Here is a 20,008-nt window from a genome sequence, read left to right as displayed (position 1 = left end):
AAGGTGTTCCACGGACGGCTCCCTTGTTTGAGATCTCAACGAACTCATTCTGGCACATCCGATGCCGTCGGGCGCCGTCCACCCCATCATGCCGTAACTCCACGCGCTGCTACGTTGAACTGCAGGGCAAGCTCGTCCTCGATTGGTCGCAAGGGGGCTAAAGGCCGGCGCTCTACGGCGCCCCCCTCTGCCCTGCCGGGCATCTCCCCCTCTTGGGGGGAGATTGGCAGCTTGACGGGCAGCGCGAACCTCGCAAACAGAACCTCAATCCGGCCCAAAGCCCGGCGACGTCGCACTGCCGTCATCCAGCTTCGACAGCCATTCGACCAGCGTCGGGCGATAGCGCGTCAGACCCTTGTAGTTGGCGAGTTCGTCGGGAAGGTCGCGGATGACGCGGTGCAGGCGCCGTGCCCATTTCGGCTGCGTCACCAGCTCGTCCATCTTGATCAGATAGCAGCGGATCGGGAAGACGATCGCATTCGAGCGCGGCAGCCGCCAGAAGCTCTGCAGCTCGACGCGCAGATGGACCTTGTCGCCGACGTTTTCGGGCGTCACCGTGGCGCGGTCCGGACCCCATTTGTGGTAGTTTTCCGGGCTGGTATCGAGGCGCGGATTGATGGTCATCGTCCAGTTCAGCCGCCGTGCCGGCTTGCCCTGCTGGATATTGGTGAGGAACTTCAGCGCCCGGACGAAGATTCCCTTCTCGTGCGCCAGCGGCACCGGCGCGTGCCATTCGAAGAAGTTCATGCCGATGTCGAAATCGAGCGACCAGTCGGCCTGGGTGGTGACCATGCCGGCATCCATCCACAGATTGCCGTCGCGCTGGTCGAGAATGCAGAAATCGCCCTGGCTCTGGCGCGTGATGTACTCCATCGGCCCATAGGGCAGCGTCGAGACGTCGCCGAAGGTGAAGCTGTCGTCGATGCCGAGCGGGCGGTTGATCCAGCGCCAGCGATCGCCGTCCCGGATCAGCGTGAAATGCTCGGGATAGCCCAGCGCCTGCTGCTCCATCAAAAGCTCGAGCAGATCCCAGCCGGCCAGCGTCATGTGCGGCAGCGACTGGCAGCGCAGCGGATCCTCGGCCAGCACCAAAGCGCGGTCCTGCATCTCGGCGACATAGTGCTCGTCGACGTCGATCAAATTCTCCAGCACGCTGCCCTTCGGCCCGACGACATGCGGCTCGATGTTGACGGCATACATGTAGCTGTCTTCATGGAACGGGAACGGGAACCGCCTGATGTGCTCGGGGCTGTTCCTGAAGGTGAAGTCGTCGCGGAACGTTTCCTTGCGAAAGGTGATGCCCAAGCTCGCCTCCTATCTTTCCAGCACCAGCGACCTGCCCTCGAAGCGCGAGACGCAGGGCATGATCTTGCAGCCCGAACGGTGGTCTTCCTCGCTCAGCCAGTGGTCGTTGTGGATGAATTTGCCGTCATGCGAAATCACGTTGGTCTCGCATTGGCCGCAGACGCCACCGCGGCAGAGATAGGGCGGATCGACGCCGGCCGCCTCGATCGCCTCGAGCAGGCTCTGCTGCTCGTCGACACGGATGGTCTTGCCGCTGAGCGCCAGCGTCACGTCGAAGGGCGCGCCGGGCTGGGGTGCGGCGAAATGCTCGAAATGCACGGTCTCCGGAGGCCAGCCGAGGGCCGCGGCACGCTCGCGCACCCAGCCGATCATGCCGGACGGGCCGCAGACATAGAGATGCGTGCCGAGCGGCTGCGACGACAGCAGCCGGTCGAGATCGACGCGCTCGTCGCGGTCGTCGTGATAGAGCCTGACCCGGCGGTCGTAGCGCTCCCTGAGCAGGTTGGCATAGGTGCCTAGCGAGGCGGTGCGGCAGGTGTAATGCAATTCGAAATTGCCGCCTTCCGCCGCCAGTTGCGCGGTCTGCGCCATGAACGGGGTGATGCCGATGCCGCCGGCCAGCATCAGATGCTTCCTGGCGCGCAGATCGAGCGAGAACAGGTTGACGGGGTAGCTCACCACCATCTCCGTGCCCGGCCTGACCTGCCTGTGCATGAACAGCGAGCCGCCGCGGCCGGCGTCGTCGCGGCGCACCGAGATGGTGTATTCGCGGGTGTCGAGCGGCGAGCCCATCAGCGAATAGGGATTGAGCCTGGTGCGTTCGCCATCGCGCATCTCGACGACGACATGGGCGCCGCCGGAAAAGGTCGGCAAAAGCTCGCCGTCGCGCCGGCGGAAATGAAAGCGCGTCACCAGCTCGTTGACCGGGACGACATCGCTGACGACGACATCGAGTTTGGTGGTGCCGGTGCTCATCGAAAGACCTCCTCGATCGGAGGAATTTCGCTGCGGTCCTCGGCGTTGATGCAGACGCCCTGGAAGGCGGCGAGGCGCCGCGAATAGTGGTCGCGCACCAGAAGCAAGAGGCCGCAATGCGAACAGGCTGCCGGCTGCGTCGTCACGTTCTCGGTGATGCCCTTGCAGTGGACGCATTGCATGCGGCGCGCCAGCGAGCCGCGATGCTCGGTCTGGATCGAGGTGTGGTCGATGCCGGCTTCGAGCGCCGCCTGCATGGCCTGGCCGATCAGCCCCTCGGTGCCGGCAAGGTAGAGCCTGAGGCCCATATGGGCGTTGGCCAGCGTCTGCTTCAGCCGCGGCAGGGCGCTGGCAAAGGAATGGCCGAGGTAGAACTGTGCCGGCTTCAGGGCTTCGAGCGCATCGGCATATTTACCATCGCGTCCGGGAATGAAGATGATGTGGGCGCCACCGAAGAAATCCGCCGGTGCCTTGGCGGCCAGATCGGCAATCGCCAGCGCTCCCTCTGCATCCGCTATGAAAAGATGATGCTTGCCGGGCTGCGGAGACAGGGTCCCATTGACCGGGCGGCTGATGATGCTTTTCGCTGCCATACCCGCAGTATGCCTCAGCCTTTCGCCGTGCGCTTGGTCTTCTTCGGATCATCGAAAGGAAGCGGCTCGGCGGTTGCGCTGATGGCGCCGCTCTTGTTGCGGATCTCGAGCCTGGTGCCCTGCACCGCGCAGTCGGCGTCGAGCCGGGCAATGCCCATCGATTTTTTGACCAACGGCGAATACATGGCGCAGGTCACCACGCCGACCTTTTTGTCGTCGCGATAGACCGGCGCGCCCTCGTCGGCCGGCTCCTTGCCTTCGAGCAGCACGCCGAAGATCTTGAAGCGCTCCTTGCCCTTGAGGCGGTAGTGCTCCTCGGCGCCGCGAAAGCCCGTCTTGCCGGGGCTGACGGTGAAGTCGAGACCAAGCTCCCACAGTGTGTCGCCGGGGCCTTCGTTCTCGAACGGGTATTTCTGCGAATTGTCGTAGGGGTAAAACAGCAGGTAGCTCTCGACGCGCAGCATGTCGAGCGTGGTGAAGCGGCACGGGATGATGCCGGCGCTCTTGCCCTCGTCGAGGATCCTGTCCCAGATCGTTCCGGCGTCCTGGCCACGGCAGAAAATCTCGTAGCCGCGCTCGCCGGTGTAGCCGGTGCGCGAGATCATCACCGGAAAGCCGAACAACTGCGTCTGCATGTGGTGGAAATAGTTGAGGTCGCGAATGCCGGGCACATGCTTTGCCAGATAATCCACGGCTAGCGGCCCCTGCAGCGAAAGGTCGTGCAGATTGTCGTCGAAGCGCAGCGACACGTCGCGACCGACGGAAGCGCGCTGCAGCTCTTCATGGCCGGTGCCCGAGCCATGCACGACCATCCAGGAATTCGGGCCGGTGCGGTAGAGGATGCAGTCGTCGGTGAACTTGCCGGCCTCGTTGAGCATGCAGGCATAGGCCGACTTGCCGGGATAGATCTTTTCGACGTCGCGCGTCGTCGCCAGATCGATCAGGTGCGAGGCGTGCGGCCCGGTGATGTGGACCTTCTTCAAGCCGGACACGTCCATCAGGCCGGCCTTGGTGCGGATGGCGATATACTCTTCGTCGGCGTCCTTGTTGTAGGTCCAGGCGGTGCCCATGCCGCTCCAGTCCTCGAGCTTCGAGCCGAGCGCGCGATGGCGGTCCGCAAGCGTCGAAAATCTCCAGGATGCCGTCATCCGCTGTCCTCCGTTAGAAAGAAACTTTTTTGCTTTCCCCTGCTCCCTGCACACAGGCGGGAGCCTTGCCTTGAATATTGACCGCAAACGCCGGGAGCCTGCAATACCCGTAAGCAAATAATTTCATTGTCAGGCAAATCCGGCGCGCCCAAAACAAACGGTTAACGTCGCGTAAAATCGTCTTGACAATTCCAGAATTCGGCCGGATTTTATGAAAAAAATTTCACTCTCTTGAAAGAGGGCAATGACCGGCCAATCCGGACCGGCGTTGAAAAAGGGGAAAGCCGATGTCCGACCTGCAACAGCGCGTGGAAGCGTTGTACCGCTCCGACGTGCGTGGATCCATGCTCCTGATCGTCTGCCTGTGGGCGACGATCCTGTTTGTCCTGTTCATGACATGGCCATACGTCCCCGACGCCGGCATCAAGCTCGTCGTCGCGGTCGCCGCCGCCGCGGTGCTGATCTTCAACACGGCCGCGATCCTGGCGATGGTCAACCACTACAAGGAAGACAAGGACTTCATCTACGGCCTCGACATCAAGAACGCCGACGCCTACCGCAACCGCAAGTCCTGAGGGGGAGACGCATGGCCCGCTATACACCGCCCGAACAGAGCAAGGCCGGACAGGTTTTCGATATCGCCGTCGTCGTGGTCGCGATTTTCGTTGCGCTATGGCTGCCGCTGAAACTAGGTCTGGCAGGGGCGGCAAAATCCATCGACGCGCTCGACGCCAAGACGTGGGAAGCGCTCGGACAAAACCCGACCATGGCCTCGATCTGGGAAAAGCTCGGCTACACGCCGGAAACCGCGCACGACATCATCCAGAACCGGTTCCACTACATCATCGACTGGCCGACGCTGATCATCATGGCGGCGGTGCTGATCGGCTATTTCATCTTTCTGTTCCGCGCATCGGACCGCGAATACCGCGACGTCATCGACGAAAAGTTCGGCGACAAATAGATAGGAAGCATCGTCATGTGGGTGGCACTCTCTTACGCATGCTGGGGCATCTCGATCGTGCTCGCGCTGTGGATGCTCTACGACTGGTTCAAGATCGACACGACCTATTCCGAAGAGATGCTGACCTCGTCCAGGGAAGGCGAACTTGAAGCCGTGTCCGAAAAACACCGGATCTGAGTGGGGGATTGAGCGATGACGATCACGGCCGAACCAGCGGTGCAAGTGCAGGGCGACAGGGTTTCACTGCTCAGGGTGCTTGGCCCCGCCCATGTCTGGGCGCTCGGCGTCGGCATCGTTCTGGTCGGCGAATTCACCGGCTGGAATTTCGCGGCGGACAAGGGCGGCGCGCTGGCGGCGCTGATCGTCTGCTGGATCGTCGGCCTGCTCTACACCTCGGTCGCGATGATCGATTCCGAAGTGACCTCGACGGTTGCCGCCGCCGGCGGCCAATATGCGCAGGCCAAGCACATTGTCGGGCCGCTGATGGCCTTCAACGTCGCGCTGTTCCTGGTCTTTGCCTACACCATGCTCGAAGTGTCGGACGCGATCCTGCTCGGCGACACCATCGTCGCCAAGGCCGGCGTCGAGGGCCTCAACCACAATTCCTTCATCGCCGCGACAATCGTCGTGCTGGCATGGCTGAACTATCGCGGCGTGCTGATGACGCTCAACGTCAACTTCGTCATCACCGCCATCGCCTATGTCTCGATCGTCATCCTGTTCTTCTCGGTCAGCCCGTGGACGCAAGGCGCCGTGCTCAAGCTCAACGAGTTGGTGACCCCGGGCAACGCCCTGCCCTACGGCTGGATCGGCGTCATCGCCGCCTTCCAGTTCGGCATCTGGTATTATCTCGGCATCGAGGGCACCACGCAGGCCGCCGAGGAAGTGCGCTCGCCGGCGCGCTCGCTGCCCTACGGCACGATGGCCGGTATGATCACGCTTCTGATCGCCGCCGCCATGACCTGGTATGTCTGCGCCTCGATGATGCCCTGGGAATATCTCGGCATCACCTATTATCCGCTGTGGGATGCAGGCAAACTGACCGGCAGTGCGCTGCTGGAGAACCTGTTGTTCATCGCGACGCTGCTTGCCGCGCTCGCCTCCGCCAATGGCTGCATCAACGACGCCGCGCGCGCCTGGTTTTCGCTCGGCCGCGACCGCTATCTGCCGACCTGGTTCTCGGCGGTGCATCCGAAATACCGCACGCCCTATCGCTCGATCCTGTTTCTGCTGCCGATCGCGCTCGCCTTCGCCTTCATCGCCGACCTCAACCAGGCGATCACCTTCTCGATCCTGTCGGGCGTGCTGCAATACACTTTCATGAGCATCAACATCATCATGTTCAGGAAAAAGTGGCCGCTCGGCTCGATCCGCCGCGGCTACACCCATCCGTTCCATCCGCTGCCGGCGATCGTCTTGTTCTGCCTTTGCGTGGTCACCTTCTTTGCGATCTTCCTCGGCTTCGGCTCGCAGCTGATCGCCATGGTCGCCTTCTACTTCCTGATCTCGCTGTGGTTCCACTTCTACCGCTACAAATTCGTGCGCCGTGGTGCCCAGTTCACCATGCCGTGGCCGAAGCCGCAGGGCTACTGACGGCGCGCCCGGTCTGGGCGGGCATTTGCGTGACGAGGTGCGTTAGGTGATCTCAGCATTGCTCGCCGGGGCGGTTGCCCTGGCTCTCGTCCTCCATATAGCCTGGCTTGCGCGGGCCAGCCGCGCCAAGGCTTCGACCGGGCTTGCCGCCGACGAAGCCGGCGTCCGCGTCGTCGTCCCCGACGCGGCCAACGTCTCGGACGGCACTGCCGGCGTCGTCACCTTCGCCGGCTCGTGGAACGGCCGGCGGGTGCAGGTGCGGACCATCGTCGACACGCTGGCGATCAGGAAGCTGCCGGCGCGCTGGCTTAGCGTTTCGATCACCGAAAAGGTCGCGATACCAGGCACTTTCGATATGATGATGCGGCCGGGATCGCCGACGACTTTTTCCAATTTCGATCATCTCGTCCACCCGCTGCCGAAGGCGGCGGGGTTTCCGGCCGAGGCGGTGCTGCGGAGCGACCGCAAGGGCGTGCGCTTCCCCGAAGCCATCATCGCCGGCCACCTCGATGTCTTTGCCGAGGAGCGCGCCAAGGAATTGCTGATCACGCCGAACGGCGTGCGCATCGTCTGGCTGCGGGCCGAGGCCGAGCGGGCGCGCTACGGCGTATTCCGGCAAGCCGAATTCGGCACGGTCAGGCTCGATCCGGTGCTGATCGAGAGGCTGCTGTCGTCGGCTTCGGCGCTGCGCGATGCCATCAATCAAAGCGAACGGCAAGCGGCATGACCAGCCAGATCACCACCTCCCCCACACCACCGAGCCCCTATCTGGTTCTGGGCGCTGCGATCGTTTTGCCGGCAAGCGGGCATGTCGTGCTCGGCGTGCCGGTGCGCGGCCTGCAATTCCTGTTCTTCATGGTGATCCTTGCCTGGGTCACCGCCAAGATCGCGCCGCCCGACGCCAGCTTCGTCGGACGCCATGCCGGCGGCTTCCTGATCTATGCCCTGTCGATCCTGGATGCCTACAAGATCGCCCGCATCCGCTATGCCAAATGGGTTCACAATGGCGGCCAGCGCAGCGATAGTGCGGCCGGCGGCGCCTCAGCCGATATATAACGACAGGAAAATTTTTTTCATACCAATTGAATTCCCGGGACTCATTCGATACATCTCGGAGGGAACAAACTCGCGGAGGCTGACATGTGCGGAATCGTCGGACTGTTTTTGAAGGACAAGTCGCTCGAGCCCCAGCTTGGCGCGATGCTGTCGGAGATGCTGATCTCGCTCAGCGATCGCGGTCCCGACAGCGCCGGCATCGCCATCTATGGCGCGTCCTCCAATGAAGCCAAGATCACCATCCAGTCGGCCAAGCCGGAGCGCGATTTCCGCGGCCTCGACGCCGAACTTGCCAAGGCAATCGGCGCGCCGGTGAGCATTGCTGCGAAGTCGACGCATGCCGTGGTCCGGACGATGCCTGCCAAGATCGACGAAGCGCGCGAGGCGATCCAGACGCTGCGCCCCGACATCCGCATCATGGGCGCCGGCGACGTCGTCGAAATCTACAAGGAAGTCGGGCTGCCGGAAGCGGTCGTCGACCGTTTCGGCGTCCGCGAGATGACCGGCACCCACGGCATCGGCCATACCCGCATGGCGACCGAATCGGCGGTGACGACGATGGGCGCGCATCCGTTCTCGACCGGCGCCGACCAGTGCCTGGTGCATAATGGCTCGCTGTCCAACCACAACAATGTCCGCCGCGAGCTGATCCGCGAAGGCATGACATTCGAGACCGAGAACGACACCGAGGTCGCTGCCGCCTATCTCTCCTCGCAGATGGCGCATGGCAAGAATCTGGGCGAGGCGCTGGAAGGCACGCTGAGTGATCTCGACGGGTTTTTCACCTTCGTCGTCGGCACCAAGAACGGCTTCGGCGTGGTGCGCGATCCGATCGCCTGCAAGCCCGCCGTAATGGCCGAAACCGACCAGTATGTCGCCTTCGGCTCGGAATATCGTGCGCTCACCAAACTGCCCGGCATAGACAATGCGAAGGTCTGGGAACCCGAGCCCGCAACCGTCTATTTCTGGGAGCATTGAACCAATGCCGGCAATTAACCTCTCCAAGGCGGCTCGCGAGCCGGGCCATGCGTCACGGGTCTTCGACCTGGCCGAAATGTCGCTGCGCGAGCTCAACCAGGCGCTGCACGATCTGGCGCCCGGTTCGAACGAGACCGCCTGGGAGGTGCTCCACCCGCGAGGCAGCCATTCGGTCGCCGTCGGCGTCGACCAGCCGGTCGCCATCGATGTGCGCGGCAGCGTCGGCTATTACTGCGGCGGCATGAACGACGGCGGCACCATCACCGTGCATGGCTCGGCCGGGCCCGGCGTCGGCGAGAACATGATGTCCGGCCAGATCGTCGTCAAAGGCGATGCCAGCCAGTATGCCGGCGCCACCGGCCGGGGCGGGTTGCTCGTCATCGAAGGCAACGCGTCGTCGCGCTGCGGCATCTCGATGAAAGGCATCGACATCGTCGTCCATGGTAATATCGGCCACATGTCGGCCTTCATGGCGCAGTCCGGCAACCTCGTGGTGCTGGGCGACGCCGGCGATGCGCTCGGCGATTCCATCTACGAGGCGCGGCTTTTCGTGCGCGGCAAGGTCGAAAGCCTCGGCGCCGACTGCATCGCCAAGGAGATGCGGCCCGAGCATCTCGAATTGCTGCAAGGCTTGCTCGACCGCGCCGGTGTGACCGGCGTCAAGGCGGCGGAGTTCAAGCGTTATGGCTCGGCTCGTACCCTCTACAATTTCAATATCGACAACGCCGACGCGTATTGAGGCTCAATGACCTATCGCAACCCGCCGACGACGCCGCGCAAATCCGCGACCTTCGACGACTACACGCTTTCCGAGATCCGCCGCGCCGCGGCGACCGGCATCTATGACATCCGCGGCGCCGGCGCCAAGCGCAAGTTGCCGCATTTCGACGACCTTCTGTTCCTCGGTGCCTCGATCTCGCGCTACCCGCTCGAAGGCTATCGCGAGCGCTGCGACACCAGCGTCGTGCTCGGCTCGCGCTATGCGAAAAAACCGATCGAATTGAAAATCCCGATCACCATTGCCGGCATGAGCTTCGGCTCGCTGTCCGGCCCGGCGAAGGAAGCGCTCGGCCGCGGCGCGACGCTGTCCGGCACCTCGACGACCACCGGCGACGGCGGCATGACCGAGGAAGAGCGCGGCCATTCGAAGACGCTGGTCTACCAGTATCTGCCGTCGCGCTACGGCATGAACCCGCGCGACCTGCGCCGTGCCGACGCGATCGAGGTTGTCGTCGGCCAGGGCGCCAAGCCAGGCGGCGGCGGCATGCTGCTCGGCCAGAAGATCTCCGACCGCGTCGCCGAAATGCGCACGCTGCCGAAAGGCATCGACCAGCGCTCGGCCTCGCGCCACCCCGACTGGACCGGGCCGGACGACCTCGAGATCAAGATCCTCGAACTGCGCGAAATCACCGACTGGGAAAAGCCGATCTACGTCAAGGTCGGCGGCGCGCGGCCGTATTACGACACCGCGCTTGCGGTGAAATCGGGCGCCGATGTCGTCGTCGTCGACGGCATGCAGGGCGGCACTGCGGCGACCCAGGAAGTGTTCATTGAAAATGTCGGCCAGCCTACGCTTGCCTGCATCAGGCCGGCCGTGCAGGCGCTGCAGGATCTCGGCATGCACCGCAAGGTGCAGCTGATCGTCTCCGGCGGTATCCGCAACGGCGCCGACGTCGCCAAGGCGCTGGCGCTCGGCGTCGATGCGGTGTCGATCGGCACGGCAGCGCTTGTCGCGCTCGGCGACAACGACCCGCGCTGGGAGGCGGAATACAACGAGCTCGGCACCACCGCCGGCGCCTATGACGACTGGCATGAGGGTCGCGACCCGGCCGGCATCACCACGCAGGATCCCGAGCTAATGAAACGGGTCGATCCGATTGCGGCCGGCCGACGGCTGGCGAATTATCTTAAGGTGATGACACTTGAGGCTCAGACAATCGCCCGCGCCTGCGGCAAGAACAGCCTGCACAATCTCGAGCCCGAGGATCTTGTGGCCTTGACGATCGAAGCCGCCGCCATGGCCGGCGTGCCGCTGGCCGGCACCAACTGGATACCGGGCAAGAACGGCTTCTAAGACAAACCAAATGCCAGTAAGCGAGGAACTATAATGGGGAACGATCTCGCCGCCTTCGCCAAGGAAAAGGGCGTCAAATATTTCATGATATCCTACACCGACCTGTTCGGTGGACAACGCGCCAAGCTGGTGCCGGCGCAGGCGATCGCCGACATGCAGCGGGACGGTGCCGGCTTTGCCGGCTTTGCCACCTGGCTCGATCTGACGCCGGCGCATCCCGACATGCTGGCGGTGCCGGATCCGGCCTCGGTGATCCAGTTGCCTTGGAAGCCGGAGGTCGCCTGGGTCGCCGCCAACTGCATCATGGACGACAAATCGGTCGAGCAGGCGCCGCGCAACACGCTGAAGCGGTTGATCGCGGACGCTACTGGCGACGGCATGCACATCAAGACCGGCGTCGAGGCCGAATTCTTCCTGATCTCGCCGGATGGCAAGACGATTTCCGACGAATATGACACGGCGTCGAAACCCTGCTACGACCAGCAGGCGGTGATGCGCCGCTACGACGTGATCGCCGAGATCTGCGACCACATGCTGGCGCTCGGCTGGGGCGCCTACCAGAACGACCACGAGGACGCCAACGGCCAGTTCGAGATGAACTGGGCCTTCGACGATGCGCTGGCGACCGCCGACAAGCATTCCTTCTTCAAATTCATGGTGAAATCGGTCGCCGAGAAGCACGGCCTGCGCGCAACCTTCATGCCTAAACCCTTCCAGGGCCTGACCGGCAATGGCTGCCATGCGCATATCTCGGTGTGGGACAAAGATGGCAAGACCAATGTCTTTGCCGATAATGCGATGGAGCTCGGCCTGTCGGCCAAGGGCAGGAATTTCCTCGGCGGCATCATGAAACATGCGTCCGCGCTTGCCGCCATCACCAACCCGACGGTCAATTCCTACAAGCGCATCAACGCACCGCGCACCATCTCCGGCGCCACCTGGGCGCCGAACACGGTGACCTGGACCGGCAACAACCGCACCCACATGGTGCGCGTGCCTGGGCCAGGCCGCTTCGAGCTGCGCCTGCCGGACGGCGCGGCAAACCCCTATCTGCTGCAGGCCGTCATCATCGCCGCCGGCCTTGACGGCGTCCGCTCGAAGGCCGACCCCGGCCGGCGCTACGATATCGACATGTACCAGTTCGGCCATACGGTCGAGGGCGCGCCGAAGCTGCCGCTCAACCTGCTCGACGCGTTGCGCGAGTTTGACAACGACAAATCGCTCAAGGCGGCGCTGGGTGAGGAATTCTCGTCGGCCTATCTAAAGCTGAAGCAGCAGGAATGGAATTCCTATGCTTCCCACTTCACCCAGTGGGAGCGCGACCACACGCTCGACATCTGATCCGGAATTGTTGCACGCCCGGCGCGAAACAGGTTCATGAAATACTCGATCTTCTCCCTCGCCCGGGCGGCATTTTCCGGCCATAAGAACTGGCAGCGCACCTGGCGCGACGCCAGCCCGAAGAGCCACTACGACGTGGTGATCATCGGCGGCGGCGGCCATGGCCTGGCGACGGCATGGTTCCTCGCCAGCGAATACGGCATCAGGAATGTCGCCGTGCTGGAAAAAGGCTGGATCGGCTCCGGCAATGCCGGCCGCAACACAACCATCATTCGCTCCAATTACGGGCTGCCCGGCAATACCGGCTTCTACGAGCTGTCGATGAAGCTGTGGGAGCGGATGGAGCAGGACCTCAACTACAACACCATGGTCAGCCAGCGCGGTGTCATCAACCTCTACCATTCCGACGCGCAGCGCGATGCCTATGCGCGGCGCGGCAACACCATGCGCATCAACGGCATCGATGCCGAACTGCTCGATCTGACGGCGGTCAGGAAGATGATGCCGTTCCTGAACTTCGACAACGCACGTTTCCCGGTGCAGGGCGGGCTTTTGCAGCGGCGCGGCGGCACGGCGCGGCACGACGCCGTGGTCTGGGGCTATGCGCATGCGGCGAGCGCGCTCGGCGTCGACATCATCCAGAACTGCGAGGTGACCGGTTTTGTCCGCGATGGCAGCGGCAAGGTGACCGGCGTCGAGACGAGCCGCGGCAGGATCGGCGCGGCCAAGGTCGGCATGGCGGTCGCCGGCTCCTCGTCGCGCGTCGCGGCGATGGCCGGCATGCGGCTGCCGATCGAAAGCCATGTGCTGCAGGCCTTCGTCTCCGAGGCGATCAAGCCGCTGATCCCCAACGTCATGACGTTCGGCGCCGGGCATTTCTACGTCAGCCAGTCCGACAAGGGCGGCCTGGTCTTCGGCGGCGACATAGACGGTTACAATTCCTATGCCCAGCGCGGTAATCTGCCTGTCATGGAAGACGTGTGCGAGGGCGGAATGGCGCTGATGCCGATGATCGGCCGGATACGGCTGCTGCGTCAGTGGGGCGGCATCATGGACATGTCGATGGACGGCTCGCCGATCATCGACAAAACACCGGTCAACGGGCTCTATCTCAACGCCGGCTGGTGCTATGGCGGCTTCAAGGCGACGCCCGGCTCCGGCCTGGTCTTTGCCCATCTGCTGGCGCGCGACGAGCCGCACAAGGAGGCTGCCCGCTTTCGTCTCGACCGCTTCCGGCGAGGTGCGATGATCGACGAAAAGGGCCAAGGCGCCCAACCGAACCTGCATTAAAGGCTGGCTGAAGAAGCATGCGCATTGTCTGTCCCTTCTGCGGCGAACGCGAACTCGGGGAGTTCACCTATCTGGGCGACGCCAAGCCGGTGCGTCCGGCGGCCGGCGCCACCGACGACGAGGTCTTCGACTACGTCTATCTGCGCGACAACATCGCCGGGCCGATGAGCGAATACTGGTACCATGGCGGCGGCTGCCGGGCCTGGCTGAAGGTCGCCCGCAACACGCTGACGCACGAGATTTCGGCGGTCGAACCGGCTGCAGGCGTTGGTGCTGCCGAGGTTGGCGCCTGATGGTTGGCCCCGCGCAGATACACCGGCTGGAGAGCGGCGGTCTCATCGATCGCGCCGCGCCGCTGGCCTTCCGCTTCGACGGCAAGAGCTTTGCCGGCTTCCAAGGCGACACGCTGGCCTCGGCGCTGATCGCCAATGGCGTCAAGCTGGTCGGCCGCTCGTTCAAATACCATCGGCCGCGCGGCATCCTGACCGCTGGTTCGGAGGAGCCCAACGCGCTGGTCGAACTGCGCAGCGGAGCGCGGCGCGAGCCGAACACCAAGGCGACCACGGCCGAACTCTATGACGGGCTCGAAGCCGCCAGCCAGAACCGCTGGCCGTCGCTGCGCCACGACCTGATGGCGGTCAATCAGCTGTTCGCGCCGATCTTCGTCGCCGGCTTTTACTACAAGACCTTCATGTGGCCGGCGAAATTCTGGGAAACGATCTACGAGCCAACGATTCGCCGCGCCGCCGGCCTCGGCCGCGCTGCAGGCGTCGCCGATCCCGACCATTACGACAAGGCGTGGGCGCATTGCGACGTGCTGATTGCCGGGTCCGGCCCGGCCGGGCTGGCTGCGGCACTGGCGGCCGGGCGCGGCGGCGCCCGCGTCATCCTATGCGAGGAAGATTTTGCGCTTGGCGGCCGTCTGCTCGCCGACGGCGGCATGATCGACGGCGCGCCGGCGGCCGAATGGATTACGCGCACGCTGGCCGAACTCGCCGCACTGCCCGATGTCCGCGTCATGACCCGCACGACATTGTTCGGCGTTTATGATGGCGGCACCTATGGCGCCATCGAGCGGGTCAACGACCACCTGCCCTCGCCGCCCGAGCACCAGGTGCGCCAGCGGTTGTGGCGGATCGTGGCCAAGCGCTGCGTCGTCGCCGCCGGCGCCATCGAGCGACCGATCGTCTTTGCCGGTAACGACACGCCGGGCGTGATGATGGCTTCGGCGATGCGGACCTATGTCGCGCGCTACGCGGTTACCCCTGCCAGAAGGATCGCGCTGTTCACCAACAATGAGGATGGCTGGCGCACGGTCGAGACCGCGCTTGGCGCCGGTTTGCAGATCGCGGCGGTCGTCGATGCGCGCCCGGACGTCTCCGCCGCGCATCGCGCGCTTGCCGCCAAGGGCGGCTTTGCCGTGCTAAACGGCTCGGTCAGCGGGGTCGAAGGCGGCAAGGACGGGGTCCGGAAAATCGTGGTGGCGCTGACCGGCAGCGCACGGGCGGAAGTCGAAGCCGACGGGCTTGCCGTGTCCGGCGGCTGGAATCCGGCGGTCGGGCTGACCTCCTATCATCGCGGCCGGCCGAAATGGCAGGACGATATCGCAGCCTTCGTGCCGGATGGTGCGCCGCCCGGCATGATGGCCGTCGGCGCCGCCAACGGCGCCTTCGGGCTGGGCGACTGCCTGCGCCAGGGCTTTGCCGCGGGTGCTGCGGCAGCGCAGAGTGCTGGACGCGGCGGCAATGCCGGCACATCGCCGGTCGCCGACAGCGAGGCGTTTTCGCTGACGCCGCTTTGGTATGTGGCCGGCAAAGGGAAAGCCTTCGTCGATTACCAGCATGACGTGACCGCGTCCGACATCGAGCTGGCGCAGCGCGAAGGTTTCGAATCGGTCGAGCATCTCAAGCGCTATACGACGCTCGGCATGGCCACCGACCAGGGCAAGACCTCGAACGTCGCCGGTCTCGCCATCATGGCGGCAATCAGCGGCAAATCGATCCCCGAAACCGGCACGACGATCTACCGCCCGCCCTATGTGCCGGTCGCCATCGGCGCTTTCGCCGGCCATCATCGCGACGAGAATTTTCATGCGACACGACTGACGCCGTCGCATCACTGGGCAGCCGAACAGGGCGCGGTGTTCGTCGACACCGGCCTGTGGAAGCGCGCGCAATGGTATCCGCGCGCCGGCGAAAAGGACTGGCTGGAATCGGTCGCCCGCGAGGTCAAGGCGGTGCGCTCCGGCGTCGGCTTCTGCGATGTCTCGACGCTCGGCAAGATCGACGTGCACGGCCCGGATGCCGGCGCCTTTCTCGACCGCGTCTACATCAACACCTTCTCCAGTCTCGCCGTCGGCAAAGCCCGCTACGGGCTGATGCTGCGCGAGGACGGCATCGTCTATGACGACGGCACGACGTCGCGGCTGGCCGAAGACCATTATTTCCTGACCACCACCACCGCCAAGGCCGGGCTGGTGATGCAGCATCTCGAATTCTGCCGGCAGGTGCTGTTCCCCGAATTCGACGTGCAGCTGACATCCGTCTCCGATCAATGGGCACAGTTCTCGATCGCCGGGCCGAAGACCCGGGACCTGCTTCGGGAAATGGTCGATCCGGCGGAGGATTTGTCGAACGAGGGCTTTCCCTTCATGGGGGCGCGGGAAGTCGCGCTTCGCGGTGGCATCAAGGCGCGGCTGTTCCGCATCTCGTTTTCGGGCGAAATGGCGTTCGAGATTTCGGTTCCCGCCCGCTATGGCGAGGCGCTGGTGCGCAATTTGATGCTGGCCGGCAAGCCGTTCGGCGTTACGCCCTACGGCACCGAGGCGCTCGGCGTCATGCGCATCGAAAAGGGCCATGTCGCCGGCCCGGAGCTGAACGGCACGACGACCGCCGCCGACCTCGGGTTGGGCAAGATGATGTCCAGCAAGAAAGATTTCATCGGCCGCGTCATGGCCGGGCGCGAGGCGCTGATTGCGCCGGACCGCCAGGTCGTGGTCGGCATCAAGCCGGTCGACAAGACGCGCCGCCTGCGTTCCGGCGCGCATATCATCCCGAAGGGCGAGACGCCCGGTCCCGATAACGACCAGGGCTACGTCACTTCGGTCTGCTTCTCGCCCATGCTCGACCAGTGGATCGGGCTGGCGCTTGTTGAGCGTGGCCGCGAGCGCATTGGCGAGATCGTCCATGCGCATGACCCGCTGCGCGGCGAAGACTATGACGTCGAGCTGTGCAGCCCGGTCTTCTACGATCCGGATGGAGGGCGCCAGCGTGGCTGAGTTTTCCTGGATTGCCCGCAGTCCGCTGGAGAAAGCGCTTGTTGTCGGCGCCTATGGCGCGCGTGGCACGGCGGCCGGCGTATCGCTCGCCGAGATCCGCAATTTCGACCTGATCCAGGTGATGGCGCGGCGCGGCAAAGCGGCAGAACTGGCGAAGGCCGCCGAAACCCGCTTCGGCGTTGCCGCCCCGGAAACGCCCAAGGCGACCCGAACTCCCGACGCTACGCTAATCTGGTCGGGACCGGATCAGTTCCTGGTCCTGTCCAATGGCGGCAAGCACGCGAGCGAACCGCTGAGCCAGACGTTTGCGCAATCCGCCTCGTTGTCCGACCAGTCGCATGCTCGCGCGCTGATCAGCGTTTCCGGAGAAAAGGCGCGCGCGATGCTGGCCAAACTGTCGTCGCTAGACCTGCACCCCGCGGTGTTCCCGGCCGGCACCGCTGCGGCGACCTCGGTCGATCACACCAGCATCAATCTCTGGCGCGGCAATGACCGGCCGGACGGACAGGCGGTGTTCAATCTTCTGGTGTTCGCCACCTTCGCCGAAAGCCTGTCGCATACGATACTGGACGCTGCCGCCGAGTATGGCGTCGAGATCGGGCATTCCGAGGAATGGGGGTAGGATTGTGCGCCACCTTCCCTTCTCCCCTTGTGGGAGAAGGTGGCCGAGCGAAGCTCGGTCGGATGAGGGGTGCTCCAGCTTGGCTATGACGGCACTCCGTCCAACACCCCTCAACCGTCTCGGCGCTGCGCGCCGATCCACCTTCTCCCACAAGGGGAGAAGGAAGAGGCGCGCGCCTCGCCTTCACTTGCCAACTCCGGCTCTTCTATCCTATTCTTCCCGCTAAAATAATTTCACACACAGGCAAACTTGTTTCTCGAAACCAAGGTTGAGATGAGCCAGTCGCCCTACCCCGCCGTCGTCGCCGGACCGCCCCGGCCGAGCCTGATCCTGCGGCCAGGCCAGATTACGCTGCCGGCCGGAATGGAGCGCTACACGGTTCAGGGCAATGGCGCGGTGCTGATCGAGGTCGAGGCCGGCGACATTGTCACCGTGCGCGATGTCGAGGGCGGGCAGGCCTGCGAGCTGCTGGCATGGGACAGCAGCGAGGCGGCCGATCCCGGCATTCTCGGCGAGAAATCGAACAGCAATGCCGCCGGCATCAAGGCGCTGCTGGCCGAAGGCGACCACAGCCTCGCATCCTTGCGCCGGGGGCTCGACCGGCGCCAGGTGCAGCTCGACCAGGCGAAGGCGGTTCGCGTTTTCGGCGGCGCCACCCCTGCCGGTACCGAACAGGCTTTTACCGTCGCCCGCGATGGGTCGATGCTGATTGCCGCGCCCGGCGGGCCGATGCTGGTCGACGGCCACGATACGGCGACGCCGCTTAGCGTCATCGTCCGCCGCGCCACCATCCGCCCGGCAGCGAAATCCAGGCTTGCCGACCCGCTGGCCGATCCCGTGCTCGACCTGCGCGTCCATTCGGCGACGGCGGAGGCCTACTTCGTCAAGGCGGGCGACTATCTGCAGATCATCGATGTCGACGGGCGCCAATGCACCGACTTCCAGTGCTTTTCGGCGCGCAAGCTGGACAAGGGCCGCGATCATCCGCTCGACGTGACGACGACGCGCACGCTGATGGGTTCGAGCTATCCGATGCCCGGTCTGCACTCAAAATACTACGACCAGGACATGGAGCCGCTGGTCGAGGTTGTGCAGGACACTTGCGGCCGCCACGATGCATTCGCGCTCGCCTGCGCGGCCAAATATTACGACGACATCGGTTATCCCGGCCATCCCAACTGCTCGGAGAATTTCAACCGCGCGCTGGCCGACAAGGGTGTCACGCCTCGCGCCGGCTGGATGGCGATCAACTTCTTCTTCAACACGGCCATCGACGCGCATGGCGTCGTGGTATCGGACGAGCCGTGGTCGCGGCCGGGCGACTATGTGCTACTCAAGGCGCTCACGGACATCGTCTGCGTCTCGTCCGCCTGCCCCGACGATACGACGCCGGCCAATGGCTGGAACCTGACCGACATCCATGTGCGAACCTATCCCGGCCAGCACAAATTCTCGCGAGCGATCGCCAGACGCATGACGCCCGATTCGGAACCGAAAATGACCCGCGAGACCGCCTTTCATTCGAGCTTTGCCAAGCACACCCGCAACTTCGTCGAGTACAAGGGCTATTGGCTGGCCAATTCCTTCGCCAAGCAAGGCCCGATCGATGAATACTGGGCCTGCCGGCAGGACGCCGTGATCATGGACCTGTCGCCGCTGCGCAAGTTCGAGGTCACCGGGCCGGACTCCGAGGCGCTGCTGCAATACACGCTGACCCGCGACATCAAGAAGCTCGGCGTCGGCCAGGTCGTCTATTCCGCCATGTGCTACGAGCATGGCGGCATGATCGACGACGGCACGCTGCTCAGGCTCGGCAAGGATAATTTCCGCTGGGTCGGCGGCGACGATCTATCCGGCCAATGGCTGCGGGAAACGGCGCAAAAACTCGGCCTCACCGTGCTGGTGCGCTCCTCGACCGACCAGATGCACAATGTTGCCGTGCAGGGACCGAAAAGCCGCGACGTCCTGCGGCAGATCATCTGGACCTCGCCGCTGCAGCCGTCGATCGACGAACTCGAATGGTTCCGTTTCGCCGTCGCCCGCATCGGCGGCGGCAACGGCATTCCGGTCGTTGTCTCGCGCACCGGTTACACCGGCGAGCTCGGCTACGAGATCTGGTGCCATCCGCGCGACGCCGAAAAGGTGTTCGACGCGATCTGGCAGGCCGGCCAACCGCACGGCCTGAAGCCGATGGGGCTGCAGGCGCTCGATATGGTGCGCATCGAGGCCGGGCTGATCTTTGCTGCTCACGAGTTTTCCGACCAGACGGATCCGTTCGAGGCCGGCATCGGCTTCACCGTACCGCTGAAGACCAAGAGCGACGATTTCATCGGCCGCGAGGCACTGATCCGGCGCAAGGAAAACCCGCAGAAGAAGCTGGTCGGCCTCGACGTCGACGCCAATGTCGCCGTCGGCCACGGCGATTGCGTGCATATCGGCCGGGCGCAGATCGGCGTCGTCACCTCCGGCATGCGTTCGCCGGTGCTGAACAAGACCATCGCGTTGGCCAGGCTCGACGTCACGCATTCGGCGATCGGCACCGAGGTCGAGATAGGCAAGCTCGATGGTCACAGCAAGCGGCTGCCGGCGCGCGTCGTCGCCTTCGCCCATTACGACCCGCAAAAGACCAGGCCGCGCTCCTGACCGACGCTGCCTGGTTCTTCCCTTCTCCCTTGTGGGAGAAGGTGGATTGGCACGCAGCGCCAAGACGGTTGCCAATCTGGAACGCCCCTCATCCGACCGAGCTTCGCTCGGCCACCTTCTCCCACAACAAGGGGAGAAGGAAAGACCGC

The 20,008-nt window shown here is 64.2% G+C and carries 19 protein-coding genes; 15 read left to right on the top strand and 4 right to left on the bottom strand.

Annotated features, from left to right (window positions below; all coding sequences use genetic code 11):
* Positions 1–264: 264 nt before the first annotated feature.
* Genes NKI72_RS03670 through NKI72_RS03655 form a run of 4 tightly spaced genes read right to left on the bottom strand, consistent with a single transcriptional unit; the run spans position 265 to position 4,021 of the window.
* Positions 265–1,305 (bottom strand): heme-dependent oxidative N-demethylase family protein, encoded by a 1,041-nt coding sequence (locus tag NKI72_RS03670; protein WP_352849916.1) that lies wholly within the window; start codon positions 1,303–1,305, stop codon positions 265–267.
* Between the two features lie 9 nt (positions 1,306–1,314).
* On the bottom strand, positions 1,315–2,280 hold the full coding sequence (locus tag NKI72_RS03665; protein ID WP_352849915.1) for a PDR/VanB family oxidoreductase: 966 nt from the start codon (positions 2,278–2,280) through the stop codon (positions 1,315–1,317).
* Positions 2,277–2,873, bottom strand: coding sequence for a dimethylamine monooxygenase subunit DmmA family protein (locus NKI72_RS03660; protein WP_352849914.1), 597 nt, complete (start codon positions 2,871–2,873; stop codon positions 2,277–2,279). Before NKI72_RS03660 ends, NKI72_RS03665 begins: the two co-directional genes overlap by 4 nt.
* Before the next feature lie 14 nt (positions 2,874–2,887).
* On the bottom strand, positions 2,888–4,021 hold the full coding sequence (locus tag NKI72_RS03655) for an aminomethyl transferase family protein (RefSeq protein ID WP_352849913.1): 1,134 nt from the start codon (positions 4,019–4,021) through the stop codon (positions 2,888–2,890).
* A gap of 287 nt (positions 4,022–4,308) precedes the next feature.
* On the opposite strand from NKI72_RS03655, the gene NKI72_RS03650 reads away from it, so the two are divergent.
* From NKI72_RS03650 to NKI72_RS03580, 15 genes are all read left to right on the top strand, one after another.
* Entirely contained in the window at positions 4,309–4,596 is a 288-nt protein-coding gene (locus tag NKI72_RS03650) for a hypothetical protein (protein WP_023673993.1), read from the top strand.
* A gap of 11 nt (positions 4,597–4,607) precedes the next feature.
* A complete protein-coding gene (locus NKI72_RS03645) occupies positions 4,608–4,985 on the top strand; it encodes a hypothetical protein (protein ID WP_023673992.1) in 378 nt (125 codons plus the stop codon).
* Between the two features lie 15 nt (positions 4,986–5,000).
* A complete protein-coding gene (locus NKI72_RS03640; protein WP_023673991.1) occupies positions 5,001–5,162 on the top strand; it encodes a hypothetical protein in 162 nt (53 codons plus the stop codon).
* Between the two features lie 15 nt (positions 5,163–5,177).
* Positions 5,178–6,578, top strand: a complete 1,401-nt coding sequence (locus tag NKI72_RS03635; protein WP_352472309.1) for an APC family permease — start codon at positions 5,178–5,180, stop codon at positions 6,576–6,578.
* 46 nt (positions 6,579–6,624) lie between these two features.
* Positions 6,625–7,305, top strand: a complete 681-nt coding sequence (locus NKI72_RS03630) for a hypothetical protein (protein ID WP_352849912.1) — start codon at positions 6,625–6,627, stop codon at positions 7,303–7,305.
* On the top strand, positions 7,302–7,634 hold the full coding sequence (locus NKI72_RS03625) for a hypothetical protein (RefSeq protein ID WP_352814679.1): 333 nt from the start codon (positions 7,302–7,304) through the stop codon (positions 7,632–7,634). Before NKI72_RS03630 ends, NKI72_RS03625 begins: the two co-directional genes overlap by 4 nt.
* A gap of 84 nt (positions 7,635–7,718) precedes the next feature.
* The gene (locus NKI72_RS03620) at positions 7,719–8,612 is read left to right on the top strand and encodes a class II glutamine amidotransferase (protein ID WP_352612295.1); all 894 of its coding nucleotides are present in this window, start codon (positions 7,719–7,721) and stop codon (positions 8,610–8,612) included.
* A gap of 4 nt (positions 8,613–8,616) precedes the next feature.
* Positions 8,617–9,351, top strand: coding sequence for a GltB/FmdC/FwdC-like GXGXG domain-containing protein (locus tag NKI72_RS03615; RefSeq protein WP_352453795.1), 735 nt, complete (start codon positions 8,617–8,619; stop codon positions 9,349–9,351).
* 6 nt (positions 9,352–9,357) lie between these two features.
* Positions 9,358–10,686, top strand: coding sequence for an FMN-binding glutamate synthase family protein (locus tag NKI72_RS03610; protein ID WP_023673984.1), 1,329 nt, complete (start codon positions 9,358–9,360; stop codon positions 10,684–10,686).
* 33 nt (positions 10,687–10,719) lie between these two features.
* Complete coding sequence (glnT, locus tag NKI72_RS03605; RefSeq protein ID WP_352849911.1) at positions 10,720–12,027, top strand: type III glutamate--ammonia ligase; 1,308 nt, start codon at positions 10,720–10,722, stop codon at positions 12,025–12,027.
* A 36-nt stretch (positions 12,028–12,063) separates the two neighbouring features.
* The gene (locus NKI72_RS03600) at positions 12,064–13,317 is read left to right on the top strand and encodes a sarcosine oxidase subunit beta family protein (RefSeq protein WP_352542209.1); all 1,254 of its coding nucleotides are present in this window, start codon (positions 12,064–12,066) and stop codon (positions 13,315–13,317) included.
* A gap of 17 nt (positions 13,318–13,334) precedes the next feature.
* A complete protein-coding gene (locus tag NKI72_RS03595) occupies positions 13,335–13,610 on the top strand; it encodes a sarcosine oxidase subunit delta (RefSeq protein WP_352849910.1) in 276 nt (91 codons plus the stop codon).
* Positions 13,610–16,594: a sarcosine oxidase subunit alpha gene (locus NKI72_RS03590; protein ID WP_352849909.1), complete on the top strand. Its 2,985-nt coding sequence runs from the start codon at positions 13,610–13,612 to the stop codon at positions 16,592–16,594. Before NKI72_RS03595 ends, NKI72_RS03590 begins: the two co-directional genes overlap by 1 nt.
* Positions 16,587–17,216 (top strand): sarcosine oxidase subunit gamma, encoded by a 630-nt coding sequence (locus tag NKI72_RS03585; RefSeq protein ID WP_352849908.1) that lies wholly within the window; start codon positions 16,587–16,589, stop codon positions 17,214–17,216. The genes NKI72_RS03590 and NKI72_RS03585 overlap by 8 nt, the downstream gene beginning before the upstream one ends.
* 273 nt (positions 17,217–17,489) lie before the next feature.
* The gene (locus tag NKI72_RS03580) at positions 17,490–19,859 is read left to right on the top strand and encodes a trimethylamine N-oxide demethylase (protein ID WP_352849907.1); all 2,370 of its coding nucleotides are present in this window, start codon (positions 17,490–17,492) and stop codon (positions 19,857–19,859) included.
* The last annotated feature ends 149 nt before the right edge of the window (positions 19,860–20,008 follow it).

The organism is Mesorhizobium sp. M0437, assembly GCF_040321335.1.
GTDB lineage: Bacteria > Pseudomonadota > Alphaproteobacteria > Rhizobiales > Rhizobiaceae > Mesorhizobium.
The sequence above is the reverse complement of the archived record's forward strand: the minus strand, read 5'-3'. Positions and strand labels throughout refer to the sequence as shown.

Coding starts and splice junctions, on each gene's coding strand:
- NKI72_RS03600 (WP_352542209.1), top strand. CDS start 12,064: ATGAAATACTCGATCTTCTCCCTCGCCCGGGCGGCATTTTCCGGCCAT.
- NKI72_RS03625 (WP_352814679.1), top strand. CDS start 7,302: ATGACCAGCCAGATCACCACCTCCCCCACACCACCGAGCCCCTATCTG.
- NKI72_RS03650 (WP_023673993.1), top strand. CDS start 4,309: ATGTCCGACCTGCAACAGCGCGTGGAAGCGTTGTACCGCTCCGACGTG.
- NKI72_RS03655 (WP_352849913.1), bottom strand. CDS start 4,021: ATGACGGCATCCTGGAGATTTTCGACGCTTGCGGACCGCCATCGCGCG.
- NKI72_RS03665 (WP_352849915.1), bottom strand. CDS start 2,280: ATGAGCACCGGCACCACCAAACTCGATGTCGTCGTCAGCGATGTCGTC.
- NKI72_RS03615 (WP_352453795.1), top strand. CDS start 8,617: ATGCCGGCAATTAACCTCTCCAAGGCGGCTCGCGAGCCGGGCCATGCG.
- NKI72_RS03635 (WP_352472309.1), top strand. CDS start 5,178: ATGACGATCACGGCCGAACCAGCGGTGCAAGTGCAGGGCGACAGGGTT.
- NKI72_RS03590 (WP_352849909.1), top strand. CDS start 13,610: ATGGTTGGCCCCGCGCAGATACACCGGCTGGAGAGCGGCGGTCTCATC.
- NKI72_RS03640 (WP_023673991.1), top strand. CDS start 5,001: ATGTGGGTGGCACTCTCTTACGCATGCTGGGGCATCTCGATCGTGCTC.
- NKI72_RS03595 (WP_352849910.1), top strand. CDS start 13,335: ATGCGCATTGTCTGTCCCTTCTGCGGCGAACGCGAACTCGGGGAGTTC.
- NKI72_RS03610 (WP_023673984.1), top strand. CDS start 9,358: ATGACCTATCGCAACCCGCCGACGACGCCGCGCAAATCCGCGACCTTC.
- NKI72_RS03645 (WP_023673992.1), top strand. CDS start 4,608: ATGGCCCGCTATACACCGCCCGAACAGAGCAAGGCCGGACAGGTTTTC.
- NKI72_RS03580 (WP_352849907.1), top strand. CDS start 17,490: ATGAGCCAGTCGCCCTACCCCGCCGTCGTCGCCGGACCGCCCCGGCCG.
- NKI72_RS03660 (WP_352849914.1), bottom strand. CDS start 2,873: ATGGCAGCGAAAAGCATCATCAGCCGCCCGGTCAATGGGACCCTGTCT.
- glnT (WP_352849911.1), top strand. CDS start 10,720: ATGGGGAACGATCTCGCCGCCTTCGCCAAGGAAAAGGGCGTCAAATAT.
- NKI72_RS03620 (WP_352612295.1), top strand. CDS start 7,719: ATGTGCGGAATCGTCGGACTGTTTTTGAAGGACAAGTCGCTCGAGCCC.